General features: G+C 43.8%; 20 protein-coding genes. 9 read left to right on the forward strand and 11 right to left on the reverse strand.

Annotation, left to right across the window (positions count from 1 at the left end):
• Positions 1-91: 91 nt before the first annotated feature.
• Entirely contained in the window at positions 92-586 is a 495-nt protein-coding gene (locus ABF638_RS13940) for an NUDIX hydrolase (RefSeq protein ID WP_181927776.1), read from the reverse strand.
• Between the two features lie 656 nt (positions 587-1,242).
• Here ABF638_RS13940 and ABF638_RS13945 point away from each other — a divergent pair.
• Complete coding sequence (locus tag ABF638_RS13945) at positions 1,243-1,410, forward strand: hypothetical protein (RefSeq protein ID WP_012412073.1); 168 nt, start codon at positions 1,243-1,245, stop codon at positions 1,408-1,410.
• A 132-nt stretch (positions 1,411-1,542) separates the two neighbouring features.
• Here the strand turns inward: ABF638_RS13945 and argH are convergent, their stop codons facing one another.
• From argH to trmD, 6 genes are all read right to left on the reverse strand, one after another.
• A complete protein-coding gene (argH, locus tag ABF638_RS13950) occupies positions 1,543-2,928 on the reverse strand; it encodes an argininosuccinate lyase (protein WP_435023264.1) in 1,386 nt (461 codons plus the stop codon).
• 80 nt (positions 2,929-3,008) lie between these two features.
• Positions 3,009-3,215 (reverse strand): hypothetical protein, encoded by a 207-nt coding sequence (locus ABF638_RS13955; RefSeq protein WP_435023265.1) that lies wholly within the window; start codon positions 3,213-3,215, stop codon positions 3,009-3,011.
• 106 nt (positions 3,216-3,321) lie between these two features.
• Positions 3,322-4,110 carry a nickel pincer cofactor biosynthesis protein LarB gene (larB, locus tag ABF638_RS13960; protein ID WP_435023266.1) on the reverse strand — a complete coding sequence of 263 codons (789 nt, stop codon included), beginning with the start codon at positions 4,108-4,110 and terminating at the stop codon, positions 3,322-3,324.
• Between the two features lie 102 nt (positions 4,111-4,212).
• On the reverse strand, positions 4,213-5,994 hold the full coding sequence (locus tag ABF638_RS13965) for an ABC transporter substrate-binding protein (RefSeq protein WP_435023267.1): 1,782 nt from the start codon (positions 5,992-5,994) through the stop codon (positions 4,213-4,215).
• Between the two features lie 63 nt (positions 5,995-6,057).
• Positions 6,058-6,543: a 2-C-methyl-D-erythritol 2,4-cyclodiphosphate synthase gene (gene ispF, locus ABF638_RS13970; protein ID WP_435023268.1), complete on the reverse strand. Its 486-nt coding sequence runs from the start codon at positions 6,541-6,543 to the stop codon at positions 6,058-6,060.
• A gap of 42 nt (positions 6,544-6,585) precedes the next feature.
• Positions 6,586-7,311 carry a tRNA (guanosine(37)-N1)-methyltransferase TrmD gene (gene trmD / locus ABF638_RS13975; protein WP_435023269.1) on the reverse strand — a complete coding sequence of 242 codons (726 nt, stop codon included), beginning with the start codon at positions 7,309-7,311 and terminating at the stop codon, positions 6,586-6,588.
• 538 nt (positions 7,312-7,849) lie between these two features.
• Between trmD and ABF638_RS13980 the strand changes: the two genes are divergently transcribed.
• Positions 7,850-8,713 carry a cyanophycinase gene (locus ABF638_RS13980; RefSeq protein ID WP_069072616.1) on the forward strand — a complete coding sequence of 288 codons (864 nt, stop codon included), beginning with the start codon at positions 7,850-7,852 and terminating at the stop codon, positions 8,711-8,713.
• Positions 8,714-8,884: 171 nt separating this feature from the next.
• Positions 8,885-11,590, forward strand: a complete 2,706-nt coding sequence (cphA, locus tag ABF638_RS13985; RefSeq protein ID WP_435023277.1) for a cyanophycin synthetase — start codon at positions 8,885-8,887, stop codon at positions 11,588-11,590.
• Positions 11,591-11,642: 52 nt separating this feature from the next.
• Here the strand turns inward: cphA and ABF638_RS13990 are convergent, their stop codons facing one another.
• Both ABF638_RS13990 and ABF638_RS13995 read right to left on the reverse strand, forming a co-directional pair.
• Positions 11,643-11,816: a Sec-independent protein translocase subunit TatA/TatB gene (locus tag ABF638_RS13990; RefSeq protein ID WP_181932761.1), complete on the reverse strand. Its 174-nt coding sequence runs from the start codon at positions 11,814-11,816 to the stop codon at positions 11,643-11,645.
• A gap of 66 nt (positions 11,817-11,882) precedes the next feature.
• Entirely contained in the window at positions 11,883-13,286 is a 1,404-nt protein-coding gene (locus ABF638_RS13995; protein WP_435023270.1) for a serine/threonine protein kinase, read from the reverse strand.
• A gap of 94 nt (positions 13,287-13,380) precedes the next feature.
• Here ABF638_RS13995 and cbiT point away from each other — a divergent pair, with 94 nt between their 5' ends.
• Positions 13,381-13,983: a precorrin-6Y C5,15-methyltransferase subunit CbiT gene (gene cbiT / locus ABF638_RS14000; RefSeq protein ID WP_069072620.1), complete on the forward strand. Its 603-nt coding sequence runs from the start codon at positions 13,381-13,383 to the stop codon at positions 13,981-13,983.
• Between the two features lie 135 nt (positions 13,984-14,118).
• Positions 14,119-15,006: a phosphatidate cytidylyltransferase gene (locus ABF638_RS14005; protein ID WP_420758144.1), complete on the forward strand. Its 888-nt coding sequence runs from the start codon at positions 14,119-14,121 to the stop codon at positions 15,004-15,006.
• A gap of 199 nt (positions 15,007-15,205) precedes the next feature.
• Here ABF638_RS14005 and ABF638_RS14010 read toward each other — a convergent pair whose 3' ends face one another.
• Complete coding sequence (locus ABF638_RS14010; RefSeq protein WP_435023271.1) at positions 15,206-15,919, reverse strand: LmeA family phospholipid-binding protein; 714 nt, start codon at positions 15,917-15,919, stop codon at positions 15,206-15,208.
• Between the two features lie 137 nt (positions 15,920-16,056).
• Between ABF638_RS14010 and ABF638_RS14015 the strand changes: the two genes are divergently transcribed.
• Complete coding sequence (locus ABF638_RS14015) at positions 16,057-16,815, forward strand: pseudouridine synthase (RefSeq protein ID WP_435023272.1); 759 nt, start codon at positions 16,057-16,059, stop codon at positions 16,813-16,815.
• 29 nt (positions 16,816-16,844) lie between these two features.
• A complete protein-coding gene (locus ABF638_RS14020) occupies positions 16,845-17,657 on the forward strand; it encodes a helix-turn-helix domain-containing protein (protein WP_435023273.1) in 813 nt (270 codons plus the stop codon).
• Positions 17,658-17,738: 81 nt separating this feature from the next.
• Here ABF638_RS14020 and malQ read toward each other — a convergent pair whose 3' ends face one another.
• Positions 17,739-19,247, reverse strand: a complete 1,509-nt coding sequence (gene malQ, locus ABF638_RS14025) for a 4-alpha-glucanotransferase (protein ID WP_435023274.1) — start codon at positions 19,245-19,247, stop codon at positions 17,739-17,741.
• On the opposite strand from malQ, the gene ABF638_RS14030 reads away from it, so the two are divergent.
• Together ABF638_RS14030 and ABF638_RS14035 are read left to right on the forward strand one after the other, a co-directional pair.
• A complete protein-coding gene (locus ABF638_RS14030; protein ID WP_435023275.1) occupies positions 19,222-19,374 on the forward strand; it encodes a hypothetical protein in 153 nt (50 codons plus the stop codon). The two genes, malQ and ABF638_RS14030, sit on opposite strands and share 26 nt — an antisense overlap.
• A 52-nt stretch (positions 19,375-19,426) precedes the next feature.
• Positions 19,427-19,858, forward strand: coding sequence for an NUDIX domain-containing protein (locus ABF638_RS14035; RefSeq protein WP_435023276.1), 432 nt, complete (start codon positions 19,427-19,429; stop codon positions 19,856-19,858).
• Positions 19,859-19,923: the final 65 nt, after the last annotated feature.

The following is a 19,923-nucleotide window of genomic DNA, read 5'->3' on the forward strand; positions in this document are numbered from 1 at the left end:
TTCCTTAGATCATAACTTTGGCAGCAAATGACATAGATACGCCAGCAGTTTCCCACAGGGTAGGACTAATGACTAATGACTAAGTATATTGTTATGCCAGTGTTGTCAAGCCATTCAAGTAGTCTTGCAACTGCCGAGTATGGTCGTGAGACATCTGTCCTGAAGGTAGGAAACTGGGAGAAAAAGCTTGGATTTCCATGACTTCTAAAGTATCCTGAATTTCCATTGTCCCATGTACCTCGGCTTCAACCACAATACAAATTGAATGGATTCTGGGATCGCGGTCTGGTGCAGAGTAAACTCCTACCAAACGGTTAATTTTCACCAATTCTAGTCCGGTTTCCTCGATCAATTCCCGGCGGACTGTGTTGGGAATATCTTCTCCCCAATCCACCATTCCTCCAGGCAATGCCCAAAGACCATCATCACGCCGCCGGATCAGTACTATCCGACCATCGGGTAAAATTGGGATGATACTAGTGCCAGTAATGGGATGACGAAATATTATACCCAATACTGTTTGTCCAATACGCCATAAGCTACGTGTGGACTGGACAGCTGCCGGAAAGAAAGCAATAACGTTCAATCTTCAAAATTTATGTATTGTATTCTATAGTTCTCTACCACTTACATAGACTCAACTAATAAAATTTTTGTTGAGTTTTGTTTTATACAAAAATGTTTGTGGTTTGAGATTTTATTCTCACGATTTACGTAGAATATTATTGATTCTAACATCAAGTTTCAATAGAAGCACTGTATTTATATATACATAATATTCATTGGCTCAGGAAAATTTTCAGTTTATAGCTAGTATTAGTGCTGCTGAAACTAGCTACCGCTAATAGTTTTTTAGTACACATTTAAAAAAATCATAAGAATAAGAAGTCAGAAGAGACAATTAAGTATAAAGTTGCGAAATAAATTTTGACGACTAATGCCTTTATTCTTTATTGATAAGATTGCTTTGTTTCAAGAACAACAACTAGTTAGCTAATTTACAATCTAAATTTACAATCTATTTCACAGATGGAAATCTAAGAAAAGGTATTTTTAATCTAGCTGGTGGGGATGATTATGAATTATTATTGACATAACTAGGTTAAATGCGGTAGACTAGTACACTGTTTAAAGCGTATTTATTGCTGCACTGGGCTACAGGTATATCAATAACATTGGTAGCTGATATTGCCTACGTGATGCCTAGTTGATACTTTTTTGTTGTTTATTAATGAGGTGAACATGGCCAAGCGCCGTAACCCGAAAAAAGAAAAGGCGCTACGTAACCAGGCGTATGCCAGAAAGTTTCGTAAACGAACTACGACAGGAAGAATGCAGAGAAGGTTCCAACAAAGACCACCCAAGAGTGAAGAAGAAGAAGGCGCAGCAACAGCAGCTGACACTGACTAAGCTGTCTGCTTAAATCCTTTTTATTTAGATTATTTATCTTTTAAGGCGTACAAGTGTACGCCTTTATTTATTATTGGGCATTGGCAAAGAAAACTATTCTCAATTCCCCATTGCCCCTAATCCCCACTCCCTCTATCGATCGATTTGAGCGCGGGCAGCTATGAGTGCTTTGCTTACCTGTGCAAAGCCAGTACCACCGTAACTATTACGGGCTGCTACAACTTGACGGGGGGATATCGCCTCATAAATATCTTCTGCAAATGCCGGATGTAGTTTTTGCCATTCTTCTAATTTCAAATCTTTCAGCAGTTTACCTGCGGCAATACTAGTTTTTACCACCTTACCCACAAGGTTATAAGCTTCCCGGAAAGGAACACCCCGCGCTGCCAGATAATCTGCTACATCGGTAGCATTGGAAAAATCTTCCGCCACAGCTTCTGCTAACCGCTGGGTACGAAATTCCAAGCCTTCCCTAAGCAAAATCGTCATCGCTTCTAGAGAGGCTTTGACTGTGTTAACGCTATCAAATAGACCTTCTTTATCTTCTTGTAAGTCTTTGTTATATGCCAGGGGTAGCCCCTTCATAATCACCAACATTGCTTGCAGATGGCCGAATACACGTCCTGTTTTCCCCCGTACCAATTCTGGGACATCGGGGTTTTTCTTTTGGGGCATGATACTGGAACCAGTAGCACAGCTATCTTTGAGGGTGACAAAGCGAAATTCCTCAGATGACCAAAGAATGACTTCTTCTGCAAGACGGCTGAGGTGAACCATAATCAAGCTAGCCGCACACAAGAATTCGATCGCAAAATCGCGATCGCTCACTCCATCGAGGCTATTGGCATAAATATCGTCAAAATTCAGTAGTTTGGCTGTGTAGTGGCGATCGATGGGGAAAGTGGTTCCCGCTAAAGCACCGCACCCCAAAGGTGAGATATTCACACGGCGAGAAACATCTCCTAAGCGTTCGCAGTCACGTTGCGCCATTTGAAAGTATGCCAAAAGGTGGTGAGCTAAACTCACAGGTTGGGCGCGTTGTAGGTGAGTATAGCCAGGAATCAGAGTTTCAACGTGCTTTTCGGCTATATCTAGTAAAACACCTTGAAATTCTCGCAATTCGCTTTTAATTTGTTGGATTTGGTCGCGGAGGTAGAGTCTGGTATCAGTGCCAACTTGATCGTTACGCGATCGCGCCGTATGCACTTTTTTACCCACATCGCCGACAATTTCTGTCAATCGGTGTTCAACTGCAAAATGTACATCTTCAGCATCGACACCAGGCTGAAATTTACCCTGGCGGTACTCTTGGCGAATTTGTTCTAAACCGGCAACCAGTTGCTCTCCTTCTTCTGGGGAGATAATGCCCGTATGAGCGAGCATTTTGGCATGAGCTTGAGAACCAGTCAGGTCATATTCTATTAATTCAATATCAAAACCTATACTGGCATTAAAACGAGCGATCGCTGGATGCAACGCTGATTCAAACCGCTGGCTCCAAGTTTGTTCTTTGGTCATAAATATGAGGGAAGGGCATCAATTTTAGATTTTAGATTTTGGATTAATCCAAAATCCAAAATCCAAAATCCAAAATTACTTTAACCGTAGCTAGTTAGATTCCGAATCATATAGCCAATGACTAAACCAATCAACAATGCCCACACTTGACCTGTTTGTATAAAGTGGTTCCAAGACTTTTGAATCTGACCCATCAGGTCTGGATCTGTAATTGTTTGTGCTAGGGCTGTCCAATTTACAGGCAAATGCCAAAGTAACTGAGATGTCAAATCGCTGTAGTGGATCATATTTGGTGCTTAAGAAGTTATGAGTGGCAAATTCCAGTATCAGTTTATTTTTTACATTAAATACTGATATTTACTGAAATATTGGATATAACTTCAATGTCTTAACTCAAGATGCAGCCGATGCCAACCGCAATTTCTCGGCAGTCCGCAAAATTTGCCCCGCTAACACTGCTGCACCAAAACCATTGTCGATATTTACTACGCCTACTCCCGCTGCACAAGAGTTGAGCATTGTCAATAAAGGCGCTAAACCATTAAAACTTGCACCATAACCGATGCTGGTGGGTACAGCAATGACTGGACAACTCGCTAAACCAGCGACAACGCTAGGTAAAGCGCCTTCCATCCCCGCCACGACAATCAACACCGATGCTGACTCAATCAGGTGACGGTTACTTAATAAACGGTGAATTCCAGCAACGCCAACATCCCAGAGGCGCTTTACCTGAAAACCAGAAAGTTCAGCGGTGACAGCGGCTTCTTCAGCAACAGGTAAATCGGCAGTACCAGCAGAAAGAATGCCGATTTCACCCTGGAATTGTGGTTCGATGGTAGGAGGAGCGATCGCACAAATTCGCGCCGATTGGTAATATCGTAAATTGCTAACTTTTGATTGCAGTGCCTCATAAACTGCTGGTTCAATGCGAGTCGCCATCACCACGGGGTTGCGAAGGCGCATCACCTCCATAATTTGAGCAATTTGATCGGGAGTTTTACCAGGGCCCCAAATCACTTCTGGGAAACCAGTTCTTAGCTGGCGATGGTGGTCAATTTTGGCAAATTCACCAACAGATTCATAAGTTAAGTTTTTGAGTGAGTCTAATGCCGTATCTGGGGTAACTTTACCATTGGCAACCGCTTCGAGGAGCGATCGCAATATTTTTTCATCAGTCATTTGTCATCTGTCCTTTGTCCTTTGTCCTTTGTCATTTGTTTTTTGTCATTGATTTTTTTCTCTGCAAGTAATGACCAATGACTAATGACTAATGACTAATGACTAATTTGTTATTTTGATTTCATGAATGTTCCAGAATGCGCCACCCAATGCAGAGTATTGGATACCTTCAAAGCGATTACGCACTGCTGACATTGATAAGGGGTTAACTAGATAAATAAACGGTAAGTTTTCTTGGGTAATCCTTTGGGTTTCGGCATAAATTTCTTTCCGCTTTGCTGGGTCTAGTTCCCTTGCCCCTTGAATGTATAACTTAGCGATTTCTGCTTCCCAAGGGGACACTTCCCAACCTTCAATTGGCTTTTGTCCGGCTTGAGGTTTTTGATTAAACATGTGTAATCCTCCTTCAGGCGACCAGACATTAGCCCCATCATTTGGTTCTAAACCACCAGTCAGACCCAGCATAGAAACTTCCCAGTCTAATGAATTTGACAGCTTATCTGTGTAAGTATTCCATGCTAGAGGAGTAAAATCAACTTGAATACCAATTTTACTCAAGTCTTGTTTAATCTGCGATCCAATTGCTTCGCGGATTTTGTTACCAGCATTGGTAAGCAACGAGAAGCGGACGCGGTTTCCTTGAGCATCGATTAGTTGGTTGTTGTTATATTTGAATCCTGCTTTTAGTAGCAGTTCCTTCGCCTTTTCTATATTGTAGTTATAAACTTTTAGTCCTTCTTTAGGCGACAAATAATAAGGGCTTTGCACGGAAATGGGTGAATTTTGTGGTTGACCCAAACCACGAAAAGTATTATTAATCATTGTTTGTCGGTCAATTGCATAGGCTACTGCCTGCCGAAACTCTACAGTATTGAACCAACGCGATTTAACTGGATCAACCAGCGGTTTTCCATTCCTTTTACCTTTATTCAAATTGAATAAAACAAACGTCGTACCAGTTGCTGGGCCACCATTAAAAATTTTGAAATTCCCTTGTTCTTCCTGCACCTTTAGCAAAGAAAAATAATCTGGTGAAACTCCCACAGTATCCAATCCGCCAGAACGAAATTGTAGTAAAGATGTATCTGTTGATTCTACAATTTGCCAGACAACCCGTTCAATATAAGGCTGGGGTTCTCCTTTCGGGCCTTTGCGCCAATAGTATGGGTTGCGCCTGAACACTACACGTTGACTCGTGTCATAGCGTTCTAGCTTGTAAGGGCCGTTAACGATAATTTGATCTGGAGGCGTATCAACGCCCCACTTTGACAAAAATATGGGCTTACCCTCTTGGTCTTTTGTCTTGATAAACGGTTCTAGGGTATGAGCAGGTAAAATTGGCAGTCCTAGAGTTCCCAAAAACGGTGCAAAGGGTTCTGGAGTTGTGAATTCAATCCGTTGAGCATCGATTTTTCGTACCTTTGGTAATGCTCGACTTTCACCAATCCGTAACACATCTCTAGCATCTGCGGGAATCGCTTCGTTCAGGTAAATTTGGTTGAAGGTAAATACTACATCATCTGCTGTTAAGGGTTTCCCATCAGACCATTTCAATCCCTGACGTAGGGTAAAAACAAACCGCAATTTATCATCAGCAATTTCCCAAGATTCTGCTAAAGCAGGCTCGATTTTGCCAGTTATGGGATTTTCAGTAGTTAATCCTTCATAAATCAGAGGAAAAACATTGGGAGATTCCTGGCTGAGAGGGTAGTTAAAAGTTTTAGGATCACTGAGAATGGCACTTACCAATTGCGGCACTTGAGCGGCTGAACTTTTGAAGTTAGTAGGGTTGCAGGCGGTAAGTGTAAGTGCTGTTGCTGAAGTCAAAATTATTGGCAACCAAAAATGTTTAATTGCCAGAAATATTGTGCTAAAAAATTTCATAATTTCAAATTTATTTCCATCCTATTCAGTCTTGAATATCTTTATCAGGGGCTAAAACAAAAGTTACTCTGAAGCAACTAACAAGACGACAGCATAAGCACATATTCCTTCTTCGCGTCCAACAGGGCCTAATTTTTCATTGGTGGTAGCTTTGATACCAATTTGATTTGGTTGTAATTCTAAAACCGCCGCTAGTTTGTCACGCATATTGTGAATATGTGGTTTTAATTTTGGACGTTCTGCTACTACCACCGAGTCAATATTTCCGATCTGCCAGCCTTGATCCCGAATCAGTTGATGTACTTGAGTTAATAGTACTAAACTATCTGCTCCCGCCCATTTGGGATCGCTAGGGGGAAAATAATGACCAATATCGCCCAAAGATAATGCCCCAAGCATGGCATCCATAATTGCATGGGTAAGCACATCAGCGTCACTGTGACCTAATAAACCCAGTTCATGGGGAATTTGAATTCCACCTAAAATCAAAGCGCGATCGCTCACCAATCGATGGATATCGTAGCCGTTACCAATACGAATTTTTGTCATTTGTCATTTGTCATTTGTCATTTGTCAGGAGTTAGAAATATATTATTCTCTCCCTGCTCCCCTGCTCCCCTGCTCCCCCTGCTCCCCCTGCTCCAATTTCTCCAAGAGATCGGGGCGGCGATCGCGGGTTTTTTTAATTTGTTGTTCGTAACGCCACTTTGCGATCGCTGCGTGATTCCCACTGAGCAAAACATCAGGCACTTTCAAACCGCGAAAATTTGCAGGACGAGTATATTGAGGATAGTCCAATAACCCTTCCTCGAAACTTTCTGCTGTGAGGGACTCTGTTTTAGCCACGGTTCCTGGTATTAGCCGCACCACGCCATTAATCAAAGCCATTGCTGGAATTTCCCCGCCAGTGAGAATAAAATCGCCTAAAGATACTTCACGAGTTACCAAATGCAGCACCCTCTCATCCACTCCTTCGTAATGCCCGCAAATAACTACTAACTGGTCATAATTTGTCACCAATTCTTTCAAAAGAGGCTGATTGATTGTTTGACCCTGTGGACTCATCAAAATTACTTCTCTTCGGGCTAGAATTGGCAGCGACTCCACAGCGGTAAAAATAGGTTCTGGCTTCATTAGCATCCCAACGCCGCCACCATAAGGTTCATCATCTACCTTTCGGTGCTTGTCAGTGGTAAAGTCTCGTGGGTTAATCAGATGCACTTCGGCAATCTGTTTGGCTAAAGCTTTACCTAGCAGCCCAGAATTGAGAACAGAGTTAAAACAGTCAGGAAAAAGCGTAACTATATCAAAGCGCACAGTTATTCGTATTCGAGGACACTAATCTTAAATTTGAATGTCTAGCAAACATCAGCAAGCCAAGGTCGGGGCAAACTCCAGTTAAACTTTATCAATAGTATCTAAAACTACCAGACCTCTTGGATTTTAGATGGGATCAAAAGTTTTTCTAATTACTTAATTTATGTTTAAATGTTGTCACAACTACATTTAAATTAATAATCATATCAAGTTAACAACTTCCAGGATGCATCGAGCCAGCCTCAGAAAAAAGCGTAGTCTTAACTGCTCGTCCCCAACCCTAGAGTGGGAATCTAGCCCCATAAAGACTATTTTGCCCTGCTGCAAGTGGACAGGTGAAAAACAAGGCGCTGGCTTTGAGAAAAGGGAACGAACACGTTTAGACTGAGGCAACGCGAGCGTTAAGCGAGAATTTGGAGAGTGGCTGACCCAGTTCCAAACTTCCAAAAAGTGTCCTCTCAAAAAAGCAAAGCGCAAAGATCATCAGGCAACTGAGCCTTGTTAAATTCACCTGAGAGTTGTTGACAGGAGAAACACAATGCCGCAATTACAAGCTAAATCGCTAGAAATGAGGACACCCCAAGCAACTAAAACCGCCGTTCTGGTTATCGGAGGTGCTGAAGATAAAGTTCATGGGCGCGAAATCCTACGAACTTTTTTTGGACGTGCCGGTGCTAGTAAGGCTTATATTACAATTATTCCATCTGCCTCTCGCGAACCCGCTATCATCGGTGGTCGGTATATTCGCATTTTTGAAGAAATGGGTGCTCAGAAGGTAGAGATTTTAGACATTCGCGAACGGGAACAGTGTGAAGCCTCCCAGATCAAAGCATCCTTAGAAGCCTGTAGTGGGGTATTTTTGACAGGAGGAGACCAACTGCGTCTTTGTGGCGTATTGGCAGATACGCCAGCAATGGAAATTATTCGTCAGCGGGTGAGGGCGGGGCAACTTACGTTAGCAGGCACCAGTGCAGGAGCGGCAGTAATGGGGCATCACATGATTGCTGGCGGCGGTAGTGGAGAGTCACCCAATCGTTCCCTAGTAGATATGGCAACGGGTTTGGGATTTATTCCTGAAGTCATCGTTGACCAACACTTTCACAACCGTAATCGGATGGGGCGACTGATTAGTGCGATCTCAGCTCATCCCGATCGCTTAGGTATTGGCATTGACGAAGATACTTGTGCTGTGTTTGAACGCGATGGTTGGCTACAAGTTATGGGTAAAGGCAGTGTCACCATTGTTGATCCCACTGAACTTACCCACACCAACGAACCCCATGTCGGTGCTAATGAACCGTTAACCGTGCATAATTTACGTCTCCATATCCTCAGCTACGGCGATCGCTTCCACTTGTACCAGCGGACTGTATTGCCTGCTGTACACCGAATCTCCAGCTGACGGGATAGAGTATCTGAGGTTACACTGAGTTGACCGCACATTTATTTCTTACCGTAGAAAAATGATAAGAATACCATGTAAAGAGAAAAAACTGTTTGTGATGAACAGTTTAGCGGTCAATTCCAGTAAGAAACTAGAATTTTGGTTCCGAATCTCCATCTACCTATTCCCATGAGAATCCTCAAGATCCAGACCTTACGCGGCCCAAACTATTGGAGCATTCGACGCCACAAACTGATCGTCATGCGCCTCGATTTAGAAACCCTTGGCGAGACGCCCTCGAATGAAATCCCTGGCTTTTATGAAGGATTAGTTGAGGCGCTGCCGAGTCTGGAAGGCCATTATTGTTCACCTGGCTGTCGTGGCGGTTTTTTGATGCGAGTGAAAGAAGGCACTATGATCGGTCACATAGTGGAACACGTAGCTCTAGAACTCCAGGAATTAGCTGGTATGCATGTCGGCTTTGGCCGCACCCGCGAAACTGCCACACCCGGAATTTACCAAGTAGTGATCGAGTACCTGAATGAGGAAGCGGGACGTTACGCTGGACGAGCCGCAGTCCGGCTGTGCCAGAGTATCGTTGATCGAGGCCGTTATCCCAAGGCAGAACTAGAGCAAGATATCCAAGACCTGAAAGACTTCACCCGTGATGCTTCCTTAGGCCCTTCTACGGAAGCGATCGTTAAAGAAGCAGAAAAAAGAGGTATTCCCTGGATGTCTCTGGAAGCCCGCTTTTTGATTCAGCTAGGCTATGGCGTGAATCAGAAGCGAATGCAGGCCACAATGACCGACAACACCAGCATTCTGGGCGTAGAACTAGCTTGCGATAAAGAAGCCACTAAACGCATTCTCGCTGCCGCTGGTGCGCCAGTTCCCAGAGGTACGGTGATCAACTTCTTAGACGATTTGGAACAAGCCATTGAATACGTTGGCGGCTATCCCATCGTTATCAAGCCTCTGGACGGTAATCACGGACGCGGGATCACCATTGATATCAGAACTTGGGAAGAAGCTGAAGCCGGATACGAAGCTGCTAGACAGGTTTCCCGATCAATTATTGTCGAAAGATATTACGTTGGGCGTGACCACAGAGTATTGGTGGTAAATGGCAAAGTAGTAGCAGTAGCCGAGCGCGTCCCAGCTCACGTTATTGGCAATGGCAGATCAACCATCTCCGAACTAATTGAGGAAACAAACCTTGATCCAAATCGGGGTGAAGGACATGATAACGTCCTGACCAAGATTGAACTAGACCGCACTAGCTACCAACTCTTAGAAAGGCAAGGCTACACCCTAAATAGCGTGCCACCCAAGGGCACTATTTGTTATCTCAGGGCAACGGCAAACTTGAGTACAGGTGGTAGTGCTGTAGACCGTACTGATGAAATTCATCCAGAAAATCTTTGGTTGGCACAACGGGTAGTTAAGATTATCGGCTTAGATATCGCCGGACTCGATATCGTCACTACGGATATTAGCCGTCCGTTGCGGGAAGTCGATGGCGTAATTGTCGAAGTTAACGCCGCTCCCGGTTTTCGGATGCACGTTGCTCCAAGCGTGGGTATTCCCCGTAACGTCGCTGGCGCAGTGATGGATATGCTGTTTCCTAACGAGCAATCTAGCCAAATTCCGATTCTCAGTGTCACAGGCACTAATGGCAAAACCACTACTACCCGACTACTAGCACATATTTATAAACAGACTGGGAAAGTAGTTGGATATACTACTACTGATGGAACATATATCGGTGATTACTTAGTAGAAGCTGGTGATAACACAGGCCCTCAAAGTGCCCACGTCATCCTCCAAGATCCCACAGTGGAAGTAGCGGTACTGGAAACGGCTCGCGGTGGCATTCTCCGCTCTGGATTGGGCTTTGAAGCAGCAAATGTGGGCGTGGTTTTAAATGTAGCCTCCGACCACTTAGGAATTGGCGATATAGATACAATTGAGCAGTTAGCTAACCTCAAAAGTGTAGTAGCGGAAGCCGTATTCCCGGATGGTTACGCGGTACTCAATGCCGACGATCGCCGCGTCGCCGCCATGTCAGAAAAAACTAAGGCTAATATTGCTTACTTCACCATGAACCCCGACTCGGAACTAGTGCGAAAGCACATCCAAAAGGGTGGAGTCGCAGCAGTATATGAAAATGGCTATTTGTCAATTGTTAAAGGTGATTGGACACACCGCATAGAAAGAGCCGAAAATATACCTTTAACAATGGGCGGACGTGCGCCGTTTATGATTGCCAACGCTTTAGCTGCAAGTTTGGCAGCATTCGTGCAAAACGTCACAATTGAACAGATTCGGGCTGGTTTGAGGACTTTTCGGGCTTCAGTTAGTCAAACGCCGGGACGGATGAATCTGTTTAATTTAGGTAACTACCACGCTTTGGTAGACTATGCTCACAACGCAGCCAGTTACGAAGCCGTCGGTTCCTTTGTGCGGAACTGGACTACAGGACAACGAATTGGCGTAATTGGTGGGCCAGGCGATCGCCGTGACGAAGACTTTGTTACTTTGGGCAAATTAGCAGCACAAATTTTTGATTACATCATCATCAAAGAAGACGATGACACACGGGGACGGGCACGGGGATCAGCCGCCCAATTGATTATTCAAGGCATCACCGAAGTTAAGCCTGATAGCCGCTATGAATCAATTCTGGATGAAACCCAAGCGATAAATAAAGGCTTAGACATGGCTCCTGATAACAGTCTGGTGGTAATTTTACCAGAAAGCGTCACTAGGGCTATTAAGTTAATTAAGCTGCGTGGTTTAGCGAAAGAAGAGACACACCAACAAAATCCTGGCACAACTGTCATCGATTCCCAAAATGGAATCACACCTTCTTCTGTTGTGAATACCTTGCTGTAGTCAGGAATCAGGAGGAAGCAGTGCGCTGACTCCTGTCTTCTGACTCCTTTAATTACTGTTTTTCTTCTTCCTGATTGGTTTCCTCGCTGGGGGTTTTCATCTCCTCCTTAAAACCTCGTAGGCTTTTGCCCAGTGCAGTTCCCAGTTCGGGAATTTTTTTTGGGCCGAAAATTAGAATAGCAACTATGCTAATTACAGCTATTTCTGGCCATCCCAGTCCAAACATATAAATTTCCTCTAAGGCTTCTGTAATTAAATATAGACATTGATGGCTCAAATCCGATGAGTGCAACTAACTTCTAATTGGATTGGTAATTGGCAAACCTAACCAATCACTTAATTCCTGAGCTAGCCATTCCAGTTCCGCTTCAGATTTAATCGCACCACCAATACTACCAAGTTGATATTTTTTTACTCCTACCCAAATATCCAATTGTGCTGGAACGGCAATTCTAGTGCCTTCAGAGTCTTTAGTAAAATGTTTTGGAATATAAACCAACTTAGTAATACTTTGTCTTGGCGATGCACGGGGACGATAAAATTTCCAAGCAAATAACTCCCAGGTTAAGGCAATTTGTTCGGGATTTAAGCGTAAACAAATGCGTCCAAACAAATTAAAGAAAAGTTTATACACCATCATAAACCCAGCACCCCAAAAAGGAAGTGAGAACAAGGCAAAGGGTATGTTGACAGGAAAAGGCGCTGAGAGTGCCCCAATTGTCCAAAAGAGGATAAATGAATTCCAGACGATCGCAAATAAACCTGTGAATATTATTGATGGATCAAAACCAGCTGGTGGAACGATAATTTCTAGAGAGTCTGCATTTTTCGTTAGTTGAATCTTACTCCCATCTGGTTTGCCAACAACCAAAGTAGGCAAGTTTGCCGGTTGTGGTTTCTCCAAAGCTGCGATCGCTTGTTCAGCAGAACTCAAACGCCGTTCTAAACTGGGTTCAATCATCCAATTTAACCAACTAGTCAGGCTGGGACTCAAATTAGCCAGTTGTTCAAACTGAATGCGAAAATCCTTTTGAGGTAAATCGGCTGGGTGATTGCCCGTAACTAAATAAATTAAGGTTGCACCTAAACTATAGAGGTCTGATGCTGCAACAGTGCGTCCGCCAAATTGCTCTGGTGGCATATAGCCATAAGTTCCTACCACAGTTCTTGTCCCGGTTTCGGTAGCCAGGACTGTCTGCACTGAGCCAAAATCTACCAAATAAACTTGACCGATACTATTACCAGAGCGATCGCCCAATAAAATATTGCTAGGCTTAATATCACGGTGAATCACAGGCGGATAAAGCCCATGTAGGTAAACGAGAATCTCTAAAAGTGCTTTGGCTATATATTTGACTTCAGCTTCTGTAAAAGTCCGCCCAGTTTGTAAGCATTGCTCTAAGGTTTGTGCAGGGATATAAGTTTGTACTAGAGCAAATCCTTTGATGGTTGGTAAATTTACCTCAAAATAGTTTAAATAGCCAGGAATTGAGGGATGTGCTAGGTTTTTTAAAGTTTCGGCTTCTCGCTCAAACAGCTTGAGTGAATCCCATTCAAAGTCACTACCAAAAGAGAGTAACTTGATAACAACTAATTCCTGAGTTTGCAAATCACGAGCTAATAATGTCCGCCGCCCTGCTTTTTTTCCTAATAGCTGCTGAACTTCATAGCGATCGCTTAATATTTCGCCAATCATTATGTTTTCTTCTAATGCTACGGTTGAAAAGTTTTTATAGCTTATTGCTTTTCAATTTGGCAAATCGATATCTTTAGTATAATTGCGTAATTCTATGCCCTCCCAACTTTGGCCCTATATTACCCCTGGTATTCCTGATGAATTGTTTGAACATTTGCCAGGAATTCCTCTGAGTCAGCGAGAAGTCCGACTGCTATTAATTTCCCAACTGCGACTAAAATCAGATTCCGTGTTGTGGGATATTGGCGCAGGGACGGGTACAATTCCGGTAGAGGTGGGGCTATTGTGTCCAGGTGGAAAGATTATCGCTATAGAAAGAGATGAAGAAGTAGCTAATCTAATTAAGCGTAACTGCGATCGCTTTGATGTGAAAAATGTCGAAGTTGTTGAAGGCAGCGCCCCAGAGTGTTTACATGATCTCAAAATTACCCCTCACCGTGTTTGTATCGAGGGAGGCCGACCCATTCAGGAAATTCTGCAAGCAGCTTGGCATTATTTGCCGCCATCCGGTCGGGTTGTAGCCACAGCTGCTAATCTAGAAAGTCTGTATGCTATTTCCCAAAGCTTTTCTCTGTTGAGGGCTAGAAATATCGAAGTCGTCCAGTCTGCGGTTAACCGCCTAGAGACACGAGGCTTTTCTCAAACCTTTACCGCCGTTGATCCCATTTTTATCCTCAGTGGTGAGAAACTGGACTAGGGACTGGGGACTAGGGACTGGGGACTAGGGACTAGGGACTGGGAAAAAGTTTTCCAAATACCCAATACCCAATACCCAATACCCAATCCCCAATCCCCAATCCCCAGTACCCAGTACCCAATCCCAAATACTTCTATGCCTTGGTCTCGGATTATAAGTGGAATTGTTGCGATCGCTCTTGCTCTTTCAGCAACCCTTTTGGGGGGTTGGTACTTTACCATCATCTTTGCGGTCATCATCTTTTTGGGTCAACAGGAATATTTTAATTTGGTGCGAGCCAGAGGTATCGCTCCTGCCGCAAAAACCACTATGGCTGTCAGCCAAATATTGCTGGTGATTTGTACCCTTGATGGCAGTTTAGCTGACGCTGTAATGCCAATAGCTGGCACACTTATTTGTTTTTACCTGCTGTTTCAGCCAAAGTTTGCCACCATCGCTGATGTTTCCGCTTCTATTATGGGGCTATTTTACGTAGGTTATTTGCCGAGTTACTGGGTGCGGTTACGAGCAATTGATACTGCTGCTTTTAGCAATCTTCCTTTCGGAGGATACTGGCCCGCAACCTGGACAGATTTCTGGGAAAAGGCAAATTCCGCTTCTTTATCACAAGGTTTTACAGCAACACTGCTGACTTTTTTGTGTATTTGGGCAGCCGATATTGGTGCATACACCATTGGTAAATTCTTTGGTAAAACTCGTCTATCTGATATTAGCCCGAAAAAAACTGTAGAAGGTGCTGTCTTTGGCATTACTTCAAGTGTTGCCGTAGCTATAGCAGGAGCCTATTATCTCCACTTGCCCAGATCCCCTTTTACTGGTCTAGCATTGGGTTTGCTGATTGGCATTGCTAGTCTTTTAGGGGATCTAACTGAATCTCTACTCAAGCGGGATGCTGGAGTCAAAGATTCTGGACAGTTAATTCCCGGTCACGGTGGTATTTTAGACCGTACCGACAGCTATATTTTCACTGCTCCTTTAGTTTATTATTTTGTGACATTACTTTTGCCACTACTTAGTAAATAGTTAGTTGGGAATTGGGTACTGGGTATTGGGTACTGGGTACTGGGGATTGGGTACTGGGGATTGGGTATTGGGAAAACTTTTTCCCAGTTCCTAGTCACTAGTCCCCAGTCCCTAGTCCCCAGTCCTCAGTCCCCAGTCCCTCTTTTTTCGAGAGACGCCATATCATTTAAAATAAGTTACTAATATTTTTAATCCATCATCAAGGGTTAACGTTAATCCGCCCACGACACACCAGCTTTCCTGGGATCAGCGTTAGTTCTTCGATATCGACATCTGAGCCAAGATCCAGATTGTACTCATGATTGTCTTCCAATATATTTCCTTGCTCGTGGTTGATTTGGATCTGTGCTACTTGCAACTCATGCCCACTGAGTAACTGTAACCCCAGACAAATCTCTAGAGGCGTTGTTTCACTATTGGTTACTCTCAAACCTCGCAGTATAATTTGGTTGTTCCCAATCAGAATTTCTTGCCAATTAATTGGTTGTGACTGTGGGTAATGTGTTGGCAAAACCTTAACCAATAAATCACTCAAAGCAGTTGATAATAAATCAGATGAGAGAGAAGCATTGAGATCCTTCTCGTCTACGATTAAATCACCAGCTACTTGTACTGTTTCTAACAGTCGCAGGGGTTTTCCCTTGAGTACGGAGCCGATATTTATCCGAATATTTTCTGCTATTAATTGAATTTTTGTAATGAGGAGGCCTTGATAAACTGCATGACTAGCAAAAATAGATACCAAAGGAATGCGTCCAGAGAAAAGTTGACGATCGCTCGCTTTTATCTCCACTTCTAATTCCGATATTTGGCTCACTTGTGTTCTCAACCAAAGCTTTAGTGCTTTTGTAAGTACCTGCGTAATTATGCGGATTTTATTTGCATTTGTTGTTTGTGAATTTTGCTCTGACATCTACTAACCAATCTATGTATGAGTATTTGCTCAACAACCGAATAGAAATTAAACAAGCCTTAAATGTAACATTTATGCCTACTCGCTACAAAATGCAAATATCATTTAATTGTTAACAGTAAATAAGCAATTTCCACATGGAGGTACGGTTACAAAAAATTCTTGCTCAATGGGGCATCGCCTCACGTCGTGAAGCCGAGGAAATGATTAGGCACTCACGGGTGCGGATTAATGGGGTATTGGCCCATTTAGGTCAAAAGGTTGATCCCCAAAAAGATGCGATCGCAATTGATGGTAAACCTGTATCCGAAAAGCAGCGTCCGGCTTTAATATATCTATTGCTGCACAAACCAGTGGGCGTAGTTTCGACTTGCTACGACCCTCACGGCAGACCAACAGTCCTGGATCTACTACCGAAAGAATTACGAGAGGGTTCAGGTATTCACCCAGTGGGGCGTCTAGATGCAGACTCTACAGGAGCATTAATCCTGACCAATGACGGAAATCTGACATTTGGACTAACCCATCCCCGCCACAGTATTTCCAAGACATATCATGTTTTGGTCAAAGGACATCCTCCAGAAGCAGTTCTACAAATGTGGCGTCAGGGTGTGATGTTGGAGGGAAAAAAAACCAGGACTGCGAAGGTACACCTTGTAGAACGTCGTACCGAGCAAAGCTTGTTAGAAATAGTGTTGCAGGAGGGAAGAAATCGTCAAATTCGCCGTATAGCTAAACAGTTAGGATATCCAGTAATCCAACTACATCGGACTGCGATCGGCACAATTCAATTACAAACTCTAAAAGCACCCTTTTTGTCAGAGGGTCAATATCGTTCCCTCACAGATGATGAGATTCACTTTTTGCAAGAGCAAATAACGCAACCTAATTATTGATTCAGTGGAGTTAAGGAGTGTCAGTAGGCATGAAATGGCTAAGAAAGAAGAATAATCACCAGCCATCACTTTCATTAGAGCAACAACGAGCCGAAAAGTTGGCAGAAATGGGCGCTCAACTTTGGGCATTGCGGCAAGAACAGGGGTTGTCTCTAGAGCAAGTGGTTGTATTAACCAGGGTTCCCCGGCGATTATTGCAGGCGATCGAAGAAGGTAATTTAAACGATCTGCCAGAACCAGTCTATATTCAGGGTTTGATTAGGCAATTTGCCGATGCACTAGGACTGAATGGAGTCGAATTTTCTGGCACTTTTCCGATCAGTTCTGCACAACTGAACCCCCAAGGTATGAGGAATATTTCACGCCTTGATCAACTACGTCCGATTCATCTTTACTTTCTTTACATATTGCTAATTGTATGCTCTGTAAATGGCTTATCTCAGTTATTAAATAACGCAGTACTACAAGCAAGTAATAGCCAAAATCAGCCATACCTAAAACAAAAGTCTATTGATAAACCAGAACCAACCAAACCAAAAGAGTCATTAAAAGTTCAACCTGTCAGCGATACCCTTAACAGCATTCAACAGGGACAGACTTTACAGATTGGTGTCACCTTGAAAGCATCATCCTGGATTCGCGTTGTAGCCGATGGCAAAATCGAGTTTGAGGGTATTCTCCCAGAGGGAACTCACCGAATTTGGAAAGCTCAAGAGCAACTGACAGTGAAAACTGATAATGCTGGTGGTGTTTTGATGAGCGTCAATCAAGAGAAAGCTAAGGAAATGGGAGAGCCGGGGAAAGAGGAAGAAGTGAGGATTGCTGCCAAGCCTAAGTTTTGAGATGAGGGAGATGAGGGAGATGAGGAAGATGAGGGAGTTTTTTCTCCCCCTGCTCCCCCTGCTCCCTCATCTCCCCACTCCTCACTGGTCTTGCGGGGCGCGTCCATTGAGTCTTGTAAGAACTTTCAAGCGATCGCGCAATTCGTCTGTCAACGCTCCTGCTTGATAGCGCCACTCCCAGTTACCCTCTGCAACACTAGGAAAATTCATCCGCGCTTCGTTTCCTAATCCCAAGACATCTTGCAAAGGAATAATTGCTTGGTTGGCTATGGAACTCAAAGCTAGGCGAATCAAATCCCATTGAATGCCTTCAGAACAGATACAACCTAAATAAAGCCATAAGTTATGCTTTTCGTAGTCGCTAGCTGAATTGAACCAGCCTACAGTTGTGTCATTATCGTGAGTGCCGGTATAAACTACAGCATTTCGCGGGTAATTGAATGGTAAAAATGGATTACCGGGATCAGAACCAAAGGCAAACTGCAAAACCTTCATCCCAGGAAATTCATACTTGTCCCGCAGCGCTTCTACCTCTGGTGTAATTACTCCCAAATCTTCCGCCAAGACGGGTAGCTTGCCCAACTTCTGTTTGATCGCTTCAAAAAAAGCATCTCCAGGTGCTTCCACCCATTCGCCATTCATGGCAGTTTCTTCACCTTTGGGTACTGACCAATAAGCCTCGAAACCCCGGAAGTGGTCAATGCGAATTATATCTACATAATCCAGCATTGCCTCAAAGCGTTGTACCCACCACTTAAAGTCTTGTTTTTGCAATTCCTCCCAGTTATAAACCGGGTTTCCCCACAATTGACCGGTGGCGCTAAAGTAATCTGGTGGGACTCCTGCCATTTGGGCAGCTTCTCCTGTCTCTTCGTCTAAGCAAAAGATGTCGGGATGCGCCCAGACATCAGCACTATCATGAGCTACGTAGATGGGGATATCGCCGATAATGTCAATGCCGCGCATGTTAGCGTAGCTTTTCAGGTCTGACCATTGTCGGAAAAACTCAAATTGGACAAACTTGTAATAGAAAATATCTCCGTTGAGGCGACGCTCTACCTGAGCTAATGCTTCCGGTTCCCGCTTGACAAATTCTGTTTCCCATGTATGCCAGCTTGCGCCATTGTGAGCATCTTTCAGCGCCATAAATAAGGCGTAATTATCTAGCCAGTAAGCTTTGCTGTCGCAAAAACCTGCAAACTCTTTTTGTTGGATAGGCGTAGCATTCACTCTAAAATTTTCACAGGCTTTTTTGAGTAGCCCAATCTTAATTGGCACAACCTGGTCGAAATCTACCTTTTCTCCTGGAAATCCTGGTAAATTAGCAAAGTCTTCTTCAGATAGCAAACCCTCTTCTAAGAGTTTTTCTGGGCTAATTAGCAGAGGATTTCCTGCCATTGCCGAGTAGCACATATACGGGGAATTGCCGTATCCAGTGGGGCCTAAAGGTAAAACTTGCCAATATTGTTGATGGCTCTCTTTAAGGAAATCAATGAAGCGATAGGCTTCTAAGCCTAAATCCCCAACGCCAAATCGGCTAGGAAAGGAAGTAGGATGCAGCAAAATGCCACTGGATCTAGGAAAAGGCATATTTAACCTGAATTATGTGAAGGAGCAATTGTCTGATGGACACGCTGTGCGATCGCATCGAATTTATCACGGAACAGTATTTGGAGGTAAAGTCATTTGTCGTTTGTCATTTGTCCTTTGTGAATGACCAATGATCAATGACCAATGACCAATGACTAATGACCAATGACTAAATAACTATGACTTACCGAAATCCTGCACCGACAGTTGATATCATCATTGAACTAGTAGATCGACCTCATCGGCCAATAGTGTTAATTGAAAGACATAATCTACCCTTAGGTTGGGCTATTCCTGGTGGTTTTGTGGATTATGGTGAAGCGGTGGAAGTGGCGGCGCGGCGAGAAGCTGAGGAAGAAACGGGTTTACAGGTGGAATTAGTTGAACAATTACTGGTGTATTCTGACCCCAATCGCGATCCGCGTCAGCATACCATTAGCATTGTATTTTTGGCGACAGCAGTGGGGGAACCAAAGGCTGGGGATGATGCTAAGGGTGTAGGAATTTTTGAGTCTTGGCGTGTCCCTGGTAATTTATGTTTTGACCACGATCGCATTCTGCGCGATTATTGGCGATATCGGCATTATGGGATACGTCCGAGGTTGGGGTAAGAGGCAATACGGTTCGGTTAAGGCAAGAGACGCGATGAATCGCCGTCTCTACAATAATCAGTCTT

It is taken from the genome of Nostoc sp. CALU 1950 (genome assembly GCF_051172895.1).
Lineage (GTDB): Bacteria > Cyanobacteriota > Cyanobacteriia > Cyanobacteriales > Nostocaceae > Nostoc > Nostoc edaphicum_A.

Excerpts from the sequence above, each read along its gene's own strand:
- ABF638_RS13945 (WP_012412073.1), top strand. The coding sequence starts at position 1,243 with ATGGCCAAGCGCCGTAACCCGAAAAAAGAAAAGGCGCTACGTAACCAG.
- argH (WP_435023264.1), bottom strand. The coding sequence starts at position 2,928 with ATGACCAAAGAACAAACTTGGAGCCAGCGGTTTGAATCAGCGTTGCAT.
- ABF638_RS13955 (WP_435023265.1), bottom strand. The coding sequence starts at position 3,215 with ATGATCCACTACAGCGATTTGACATCTCAGTTACTTTGGCATTTGCCT.
- larB (WP_435023266.1), bottom strand. The coding sequence starts at position 4,110 with ATGACTGATGAAAAAATATTGCGATCGCTCCTCGAAGCGGTTGCCAAT.
- ABF638_RS13965 (WP_435023267.1), bottom strand. The coding sequence starts at position 5,994 with ATGAAATTTTTTAGCACAATATTTCTGGCAATTAAACATTTTTGGTTG.
- ispF (WP_435023268.1), bottom strand. The coding sequence starts at position 6,543 with ATGACAAAAATTCGTATTGGTAACGGCTACGATATCCATCGATTGGTG.
- ABF638_RS13980 (WP_069072616.1), top strand. The coding sequence starts at position 7,850 with ATGCCGCAATTACAAGCTAAATCGCTAGAAATGAGGACACCCCAAGCA.
- cphA (WP_435023277.1), top strand. The coding sequence starts at position 8,885 with ATGAGAATCCTCAAGATCCAGACCTTACGCGGCCCAAACTATTGGAGC.
- ABF638_RS13990 (WP_181932761.1), bottom strand. The coding sequence starts at position 11,816 with ATGTTTGGACTGGGATGGCCAGAAATAGCTGTAATTAGCATAGTTGCT.
- ABF638_RS13995 (WP_435023270.1), bottom strand. The coding sequence starts at position 13,286 with ATGATTGGCGAAATATTAAGCGATCGCTATGAAGTTCAGCAGCTATTA.
- cbiT (WP_069072620.1), top strand. The coding sequence starts at position 13,381 with ATGCCCTCCCAACTTTGGCCCTATATTACCCCTGGTATTCCTGATGAA.
- ABF638_RS14005 (WP_420758144.1), top strand. The coding sequence starts at position 14,119 with ATGCCTTGGTCTCGGATTATAAGTGGAATTGTTGCGATCGCTCTTGCT.
- ABF638_RS14010 (WP_435023271.1), bottom strand. The coding sequence starts at position 15,919 with ATGTCAGAGCAAAATTCACAAACAACAAATGCAAATAAAATCCGCATA.
- ABF638_RS14015 (WP_435023272.1), top strand. The coding sequence starts at position 16,057 with ATGGAGGTACGGTTACAAAAAATTCTTGCTCAATGGGGCATCGCCTCA.
- ABF638_RS14020 (WP_435023273.1), top strand. The coding sequence starts at position 16,845 with ATGAAATGGCTAAGAAAGAAGAATAATCACCAGCCATCACTTTCATTA.
- ABF638_RS14030 (WP_435023275.1), top strand. The coding sequence starts at position 19,222 with ATGCCACTGGATCTAGGAAAAGGCATATTTAACCTGAATTATGTGAAG.
- malQ (WP_435023274.1), bottom strand. The coding sequence starts at position 19,247 with ATGCCTTTTCCTAGATCCAGTGGCATTTTGCTGCATCCTACTTCCTTT.
- ABF638_RS14035 (WP_435023276.1), top strand. The coding sequence starts at position 19,427 with ATGACTTACCGAAATCCTGCACCGACAGTTGATATCATCATTGAACTA.